The following is a 7,654-nucleotide window of genomic DNA, read 5'->3' as shown; positions in this document are numbered from 1 at the left end:
ACCCTTTATAGCGGAGCTTTCCAACTCTCTTCACTTACGATACCTCTTCGTTTATGACGTGTCCGCAACCCCAACAAAGCAAGCTTTATTGGTTTGGCCTGTTCCGCGTTCGCTCGCCGCTACTTACGGAATCGATTTTTCTTTCTCTTCCTCCAGGTACTTAGATGTTTCAGTTCCCCGGGTTCCCTTCGCTAAGCTATGTATTCACTTAACGATACTTAGACATTACTCTAAGTGAGTTTCCTCATTCGGAAATCTTCGGATCAAAGTTTACGTGCAACTCCCCGAAGCTTATCGCAGCTTATCACGTCCTTCATCGGCTCCTAGTGCCAAGGCATCCGCCCTGCACCCTTAATAACTTGACCAGTTATTAAAAGTTATCGCCAAAGTCTTTATGTTCATATACATTCACATAAATCCCTTTGCTTAAAGTTTGTAATTTTTAAGACTTTTCTTGTCTATATATAATTAAATGATGTCATATCACTAAATGTTATGCAGTTTTCAAAGTACTAACAGTACATTTAAGTACTAATGGTGGAGATGAGGAGGATCGAACTCCTGACCCCTTGCGTGCAAGGCAAGTGCTCTCCCAGCTGAGCTACACCCCCATATTATTTTTTCAACATGTTATATTATAATAACTTTGTCGATTTTTGTCAATATATTTTTTAAGGATTTTAAGAACCCTCAAAATTAAACAGTAGGCAATTCTCCTTAGAAAGGAGGTGATCCAGCCGCACCTTCCGATACGGCTACCTTGTTACGACTTCACCCCAGTTATTGGTTTCACCTTCGACGGCCGCTTCCTAAAAGGTTAGCTAACCGGCTTCGGGCGCCCCCAACTCCCATGGTGTGACGGGCGGTGTGTACAAGACCCGGGAACGCATTCACCGCAGCATTCTGATCTGCGATTACTAGTAACTCCAGCTTCATGTAGGCGAGTTTCAGCCTACAATCCGAACTGAGAATGGCTTTAAGGGATTAGCTCCGCCTCACGACTTGGCTGCCCTCTGTACCACCCATTGTAGCACGTGTGTAGCCCTAAGCATAAGGGGCATGATGATTTGACGTCATCCCCACCTTCCTCCAGGTTATCCCTGGCAGTCCCTCTAGAGTGCCCAACTTAATGCTGGCAACTAAAGGCAAGGGTTGCGCTCGTTGCGGGACTTAACCCAACATCTCACGACACGAGCTGACGACAACCATGCACCACCTGTCACTTCTGTCCCCGAAGGGAAATCTCCGATTAGGGAGAGGTCAAAAGGATGTCAAGCTTAGGTAAGGTTCTTCGCGTTGCTTCGAATTAAACCACATGCTCCGCTACTTGTGCGGGTCCCCGTCAATTCCTTTGAGTTTCACTCTTGCGAGCGTACTTCCCAGGCGGAGTACTTAATGCGTTAGCTGCGCCACCGAAGGGGGTAACCTCCGACAGCTAGTACTCATCGTTTACGGCGTGGACTACCAGGGTATCTAATCCTGTTTGCTCCCCACGCTTTCGTGCCTCAGTGTCAGTTACAGTCCAGAGAGCCGCCTTCGCAACTGGTATTCCTCCTAATATCTACGCATTTCACCGCTACACTAGGAATTCTACTCTCCTCTCCTGCACTCAAGTTTCCCAGTTTCAAAGGCTTACTACGGTTGAGCCGTAGCCTTTCACCTCTGACTTAAGAAACCACCTACGCACCCTTTACGCCCAGTAATTCCGGATAACGCTAGCCCCCTACGTATTACCGCGGCTGCTGGCACGTAGTTAGCCGGGGCTTCCTCCTCAAGTACCGTCATTATCTTCCTTGAGGACAGAGCTTTACGACCCGAAGGCCTTCATCGTTCACGCGGCGTTGCTGCATCAGGCTTTCGCCCATTGTGCAATATTCCCCACTGCTGCCTCCCGTAGGAGTTTGGACCGTGTCTCAGTTCCAATGTGGCCGATCACCCTCTCAGGTCGGCTACTGATCGTCGCCTTGGTAAGCCGTCACCTTACCAACTAGCTAATCAGACGCGGGTCCATCCTATACCGCCGGAGCTTTGATATTTTTACCATGCGATAAAAATATATCATCTCGTATTAGCGTACCTTTCGGCACGTTATCCGTGTGTATAGGGCAGGTTACCCACGCGTTACTCACCCGTCCGCCGCTCACTTCCGAAGAAGTTCGCTCGACTTGCATGTGTTAGGCACGCCGCCAGCGTTCATCCTGAGCCAGGATCAAACTCTCAAATAAAAGTTGTCCATCGCTCAGCTAATCATTATCTGAATATCTGGCTTGGTTGTTTGTGTTTTAATTCTTAAATAAGAATAAATTTTATAAATTAACCTACTGTTTAATTTTCAAAGTTCTTAAGTTTGTATGCTGTTCTTTAGCACTTATTTATAATATCATCTATATTATTTTTCGTCAATACTTTTTTTAATTTTTTTTATATTATATTTAATTTATTAAAATAACAGCTTATATCAATGGATAAATTCTGATATAAGCTATTATTTCCTTATTATTCATTTTTATTCTCATATTCTCCAAAATACTTCTGAATACCTGCATATATAGCCCATGATATTCTTTCTTGATATTCATCTTCTGATAATAATTTAGCTTCCTTCTCATTAGATAAAAATCCACATTCTATAAGTACTGAAGGCATAGTGGTTTCTTTCAATAAATAAATATTATCTCTAGGCTTAATTACTCTATCATTACTATTATCTACTACTCTTTTCAACTCTTGTTGTATATATGTAGCTAATTCCTTACTTTCCTCTTTACCACTTGGGTAAAAGGTTTGAGCACCTGAGTATTTGGATTCTTGAAATGCATTCAAATGAATTGATACAAACATATCTGCTTCAGATTCGTCTACGATTTTCTTACGATTTCTTAAATTCTCATTATATTTTTGTCTTATAGTTTTATTAGAGTCTTCTTCATACAAGCTACTATCGTCATTTCTAGTAAGTATAACTAGCCCCCCACTTGATTCTATAAGCTCCTTTAGTTTAAGGGTAATAGCTAAGTTAATATCTTTTTCTAAAATACTCTTATCACTGCTAGATGCTCCTGGATCTATACCACCATGGCCTGCATCTAATACGATTGTTTTATTAGTTATAGGCATATAACTAATAGTTTCCTCTGATACATCCCTTATTTTAAGTATACATGCTACTGTCAGTATTAAAGCTACTACCCCAAAAACTATGTATTTTATGTATTTCTTCACAATATCACCCTGTACATTTATATTAAAAAAGACTTTGGAATATTCCAAAGTCTTTGTACAAGTATATGAATAAAATTATCTCTTTGAGAATTGTGGAGCTCTTCTTGCTGCCTTTAATCCATATTTCTTTCTTTCTTTCATTCTAGCATCTCTAGTTAAGAATCCTTCTTTCTTTAAAGCAGGTCTTAATTCAGCATCAGCTTTTAATAAAGCTCTAGATATACCATGTCTTATAGCACCAGCTTGTCCAGTGAATCCTCCACCTTCAACTTTTACTATTACATCGTATTTAGCTTCATTGTTAGTTAATACTAATGGTTGCTTAACATCTCTTATTAATGTTTCATAGTTGAAGTATTCTTCAACATTTCTTCCATTTACTATTATATTTCCTTCACCTGCTACTAATCTAACTCTAGCAACAGAGCTTTTTCTTCTTCCAGTTCCGTAGTATTGAACGTTTGCCATGATAACTCCTCCTTTCACCCGTTAATTATTATTTAAAGTTTAAAACTTCTGGATTTTGAGCTGCATGATCATGGTTTGGTCCTGCGAATACTCTTAATCTAGTCATCATTCTGCTTCTTAATTTGTTCTTTGGTAACATTCCGCTTACAGCGTGAGCTACAACCTCTTCAGGTTTCTTTTCCATCATTTCTTTGTATGGTATTTCTTTTAAACCACCTACATAACCAGTGTGGTATCTGTACATTTTTTGTTCTAATTTCTTTCCTGTTAAAACTACTTTCTCAGCGTTAACAACAACAACGAAGTCTCCTCCGTCAACGTGTGGTGTGAAAGTAACCTTATTTTTTCCTCTTAATACTGTCGCTATTTCAGTTGCTAAACGACCTAATGTTTTTCCTTCAGCGTCAACGATGTACCATTTTCTTTGCACATCAGCTGGCTTAGCTATATAACTTTTCATAGTTGTCCCTCCTTAACTTTTTCCTTTTAAAATTTTACCGTTTATGTCAAGTCCGGGGCAAGTGGACTTATTAACACACTCCTACTAATTTTAATATATGCATAGTTGTGTGTCAAGCTAATAATCAACTTTTTTAAGAAATAATCCATGTGCTGGTGCAGTATGTCCAGTTTTAGATCTACTCTTTGAGTCAATTATTTCAGATAGATTATCTTTTATCCTTCCTCTTCCAATATCCACTAATGTCCCTACTATTATTCTTACCATATTATATAAGAATCCACTCCCCTCTACTTCTATTGTTATCAGATCCTCGTCCTTAGTTATTTCTATATCATATATAGTCCTAACAGTATCTATTACCGAGGATCCAGAACTCATAAATCCTTTAAAGTCATGAGTTCCTATTAATGATTTAGCTTCTTTACACATTTTATTAAAATCAAGCTCATATTTCACATGATAAGAAGTATCTTTATATATAGGACTTCTATAAGGACTATTATAGATTAAATATCTATATCTTTTTCCTTTTGCATTATACCTTGCATGAAATTGATCATCTACTTCCTTACAATCGATTATTGATATATCTTTAGGAAGCTTAGAATTAAGTGCATTTGGTAATTTACTATATGGTATGTCAGAGTTTAGTTTAAAATTTGCCACTTGACCTAATGCATGAACTCCTGCATCAGTCCTCCCAGAGCCAGTAATTTTTACTTCTTCTTTAGTTATATCAAAAATAGCTTTTTCTATAGTTCCTTGTATACCTAAAGAATCTGGTTGTTTCTGCCAACCACAATAATTAGCTCCATTGTACTGTATTTTTATCATTAAATTTCTCATACTTTACCTCTTTATATAAATCTAGTAACTATTATACTCCCTAAATATATAAACTGTAATACATAAGATACATAATCTACTTTTGTAAGAATTGTAACTTTCATTTTAGTTCTATTATATCCACCTCTATAGCATCTAGCTTCCATAGCTGTACCTAACTCTTCAGCTCTTCTAAATGCACTAACAAATAGAGGAACTAAAAGTGGTACTAGATTCTTAGCTCTTGCTATTAAATTATTGCTCTCAAAGTCTGCACCTCTAGACATTTGAGCTTTCATTATCTTATCAGTCTCATCTAATAGAGTTGGAATAAACCTAAGTGCTATAGTCATCATCATAGCTAATTCATGTACTGGCAATCCAAATTTATTAAATGGTTTTAGTATTCGCTCTATACCGTCTGTGAGATCCATAGGGGATGTTGTTAGAGTTAATAAAGAAGTTCCTAATACAAGCAGTGTAAGCCTTATAGCCATAAATAATGCTTGACTTATACCTTCCATAGTTATCTTTAAAAATCCAAATGACCATATGACTTGTTCTCCTGGCAAGAAGAATATATTTATGACTAATGTAAATAATATAATCCATCTAAGGGGCTTTAATCCTCTTAATATATATTTAAACGGTATATTAGATAACTTTATTATTGCTAATAAAGATGCTATTACTAATAAGTATGGCCAAAATTTATTAATTATAAATAGTGATAGCATAAATATAAATGTACCTACAAGCTTTACTCTTGAATCTAATTTATGTATAAGAGACTGTGTAGGGTAATGCTGACCAATAGTTATATCCTTTAACATTTTCCTCGTCCTCTCATAACTCTCAATATTTCTTGTTTAGCTTCTTCTATCGTCAGTATATCTTGACGTATATCAAATCCTTTTTCTCTAAGCTTAATAGCTAATTCTATAGTTTGAGGTATATCTAATCCTATCTCTTTTAATCTATTAGCATGAGAATTAAATACTTCTCTCGGAGTTCCCATAAACTCTATTTTCCCACCATTCATAACTATTATAGTTTTTGCTAACTTAGCCATATCATCCATGCTATGTGATGATAGTATTATAGTCATATTATGATCTTTATGAAGAGTTCTGATAAGTTCAAAAATTTCATCTCTTCCTCCGGGATCAAGACCAGCTGTAGGTTCATCTAAAATTAAAACTTCTGGATTCATAGCTATTACTCCAGCTATTGCAACTCTGCGCTTTTGCCCTCCTGATAACTCAAAAGGTGATTTATCTTTATACTCTTCATAATTAAGCCCTACAGATTTCATTGATAGTTTTACCCTATTATTTATTTCCTCGCTATCTAAACCTAAATTAGAAGGTCCAAAAGCTATATCTTTTTCAACAGTTTCTTCAAAAAGTTGATATTCCGGATATTGGAATACTACCCCTACCCTTTTCCTAATTTCAGTTAAATTTAAGTCCGGATCAGTTATATTAAAATCATTTATATATATTTCTCCATAGGAAGGTTTTAAAATCCCATTTAAATGTTGTATTAACGTAGATTTACCAGAGCCAGTATGACCTATAATTCCTACAAAGTCTTTATCTTCTATTTCAAAACTAATATTATCTAACGCTTTACTTGCGAATGGCATATCCTCGTTATATACATAAGTTAAATTTTTTACTACAATTGACATAATTTCATCACCATCTCATCCACTGTTAATATATCAGAGTCTATATTAAGTCCCTCTTTACTTAACTCCATAGATAACTCTGTCATATAAGGTACATCTAATCCTATACATTTTAGCATATCCACCTTTGAAAAAACGTCTCTAGGAGTACCTTCTAAAACTTTTCTACCTTTTTCCATAACTATAACTCTATCAGCATCAACTGCCTCTTCCATAAAGTGGGTTATATGTATAATACTTATATTTTCTTCTTTATTTAATCTCTTTATCGTATTCATAACTTCTTTTCTACCAGAAGGATCAAGCATAGCGGTTGCTTCATCGAAAATTATACACTTAGGCTTCATAGCTATTATTCCAGCTATTGCAACTCTTTGTTTTTGACCTCCTGATAATAAATGTGGCTGTCTATCTCTTAATTCATATATACCTACACTTTTAAGAGATTCATCAACTCTTTTTCTTATTTCTTTAGGCTCTATTCCTAAGTTTTCTGGACCAAAAGCCACGTCTTCTTCTACCACCGTTGCAACTATTTGATTATCTGGATTTTGAAATACCATCCCGGCAGTTTGCCTTATATCCCAAAGATTTTCTTCTGCTCTAGTATCCATACCATCAATAAGTATACTTCCCTCAGTAGGCATTAAAATAGCATTTAAATTTTTAGATAATGTAGATTTTCCAGATCCATTATGTCCTATAACAACTAAAAATTCACCTTCTTTTATATCTAAACTTAAATTATCTATCGCTTTAAATCTATCATCTTCTGCTATATATTCAAATGAAATATTGTTTACTTCTACTATATTATTCATTTAATCTACTCCTCTTCATTAAGTAGTTGTATAAAAAACCAATTTAAGTAGTATTATATCATAACCATAAAAAAAAAGATAATTCTTATATATACAAAATTAAATTCATTTAATATCTGTATATACATCCTTATCATTTAAATATTTATGTATATTAAAAAA

At 35.7% G+C, this 7,654-nt stretch carries 7 protein-coding genes, 1 tRNA gene and 2 rRNA genes; all 10 read right to left on the bottom strand.

The annotated features are described in order from the left end of the window. Positions 1-365, bottom strand: a 23S ribosomal RNA gene (locus EIH23_RS14645); the annotation flags it as partial. A gap of 170 nt (positions 366-535) precedes the next feature. Beyond that, positions 536-611 (bottom strand) — tRNA-Ala (locus EIH23_RS14640). 110 nt (positions 612-721) lie between these two features. Continuing rightward, positions 722-2,225, bottom strand: a 16S ribosomal RNA gene (locus EIH23_RS14635). A gap of 271 nt (positions 2,226-2,496) precedes the next feature. Beyond that, on the bottom strand, positions 2,497-3,222 hold the full coding sequence (gene cwlD, locus EIH23_RS14630; protein WP_122641166.1) for an N-acetylmuramoyl-L-alanine amidase CwlD: 726 nt from the start codon (positions 3,220-3,222) through the stop codon (positions 2,497-2,499). A gap of 75 nt (positions 3,223-3,297) precedes the next feature. Beyond that, positions 3,298-3,690 (bottom strand): 30S ribosomal protein S9, encoded by a 393-nt coding sequence (rpsI, locus tag EIH23_RS14625; protein ID WP_122641165.1) that lies wholly within the window; start codon positions 3,688-3,690, stop codon positions 3,298-3,300. A gap of 28 nt (positions 3,691-3,718) precedes the next feature. After that, complete coding sequence (rplM, locus tag EIH23_RS14620) at positions 3,719-4,150, bottom strand: 50S ribosomal protein L13 (protein ID WP_122641164.1); 432 nt, start codon at positions 4,148-4,150, stop codon at positions 3,719-3,721. Between the two features lie 117 nt (positions 4,151-4,267). Further along, positions 4,268-4,999 (bottom strand): tRNA pseudouridine(38-40) synthase TruA, encoded by a 732-nt coding sequence (gene truA, locus EIH23_RS14615; RefSeq protein ID WP_122641163.1) that lies wholly within the window; start codon positions 4,997-4,999, stop codon positions 4,268-4,270. 11 nt (positions 5,000-5,010) lie between these two features. Then, entirely contained in the window at positions 5,011-5,811 is an 801-nt protein-coding gene (locus tag EIH23_RS14610) for an energy-coupling factor transporter transmembrane component T family protein (RefSeq protein WP_122641162.1), read from the bottom strand. Then, complete coding sequence (locus EIH23_RS14605) at positions 5,805-6,671, bottom strand: energy-coupling factor transporter ATPase (protein ID WP_122641161.1); 867 nt, start codon at positions 6,669-6,671, stop codon at positions 5,805-5,807. The genes EIH23_RS14610 and EIH23_RS14605 overlap by 7 nt, the downstream gene beginning before the upstream one ends. Beyond that, on the bottom strand, positions 6,659-7,492 hold the full coding sequence (locus tag EIH23_RS14600) for an energy-coupling factor transporter ATPase (RefSeq protein WP_122641160.1): 834 nt from the start codon (positions 7,490-7,492) through the stop codon (positions 6,659-6,661). The genes EIH23_RS14605 and EIH23_RS14600 overlap by 13 nt, the downstream gene beginning before the upstream one ends. Between the last annotated feature and the right edge of the window lie 162 nt (positions 7,493-7,654).

It is taken from the genome of Romboutsia sp. Marseille-P6047 (assembly GCF_900604535.1).
In the GTDB taxonomy this organism is placed as follows: domain Bacteria; phylum Bacillota; class Clostridia; order Peptostreptococcales; family Peptostreptococcaceae; genus Romboutsia_E.
Note: the sequence above shows the minus strand (reverse complement) of the source record. Positions and strands in the feature narration are given on the sequence as shown.

Excerpts from the sequence above, each read along its gene's own strand:
- truA (WP_122641163.1), bottom strand. The coding sequence starts at position 4,999 with ATGAGAAATTTAATGATAAAAATACAGTACAATGGAGCTAATTATTGT.
- EIH23_RS14610 (WP_122641162.1), bottom strand. The coding sequence starts at position 5,811 with ATGTTAAAGGATATAACTATTGGTCAGCATTACCCTACACAGTCTCTT.
- rpsI (WP_122641165.1), bottom strand. The coding sequence starts at position 3,690 with ATGGCAAACGTTCAATACTACGGAACTGGAAGAAGAAAAAGCTCTGTT.
- rplM (WP_122641164.1), bottom strand. The coding sequence starts at position 4,150 with ATGAAAAGTTATATAGCTAAGCCAGCTGATGTGCAAAGAAAATGGTAC.
- EIH23_RS14600 (WP_122641160.1), bottom strand. The coding sequence starts at position 7,492 with ATGAATAATATAGTAGAAGTAAACAATATTTCATTTGAATATATAGCA.
- EIH23_RS14605 (WP_122641161.1), bottom strand. The coding sequence starts at position 6,671 with ATGTCAATTGTAGTAAAAAATTTAACTTATGTATATAACGAGGATATG.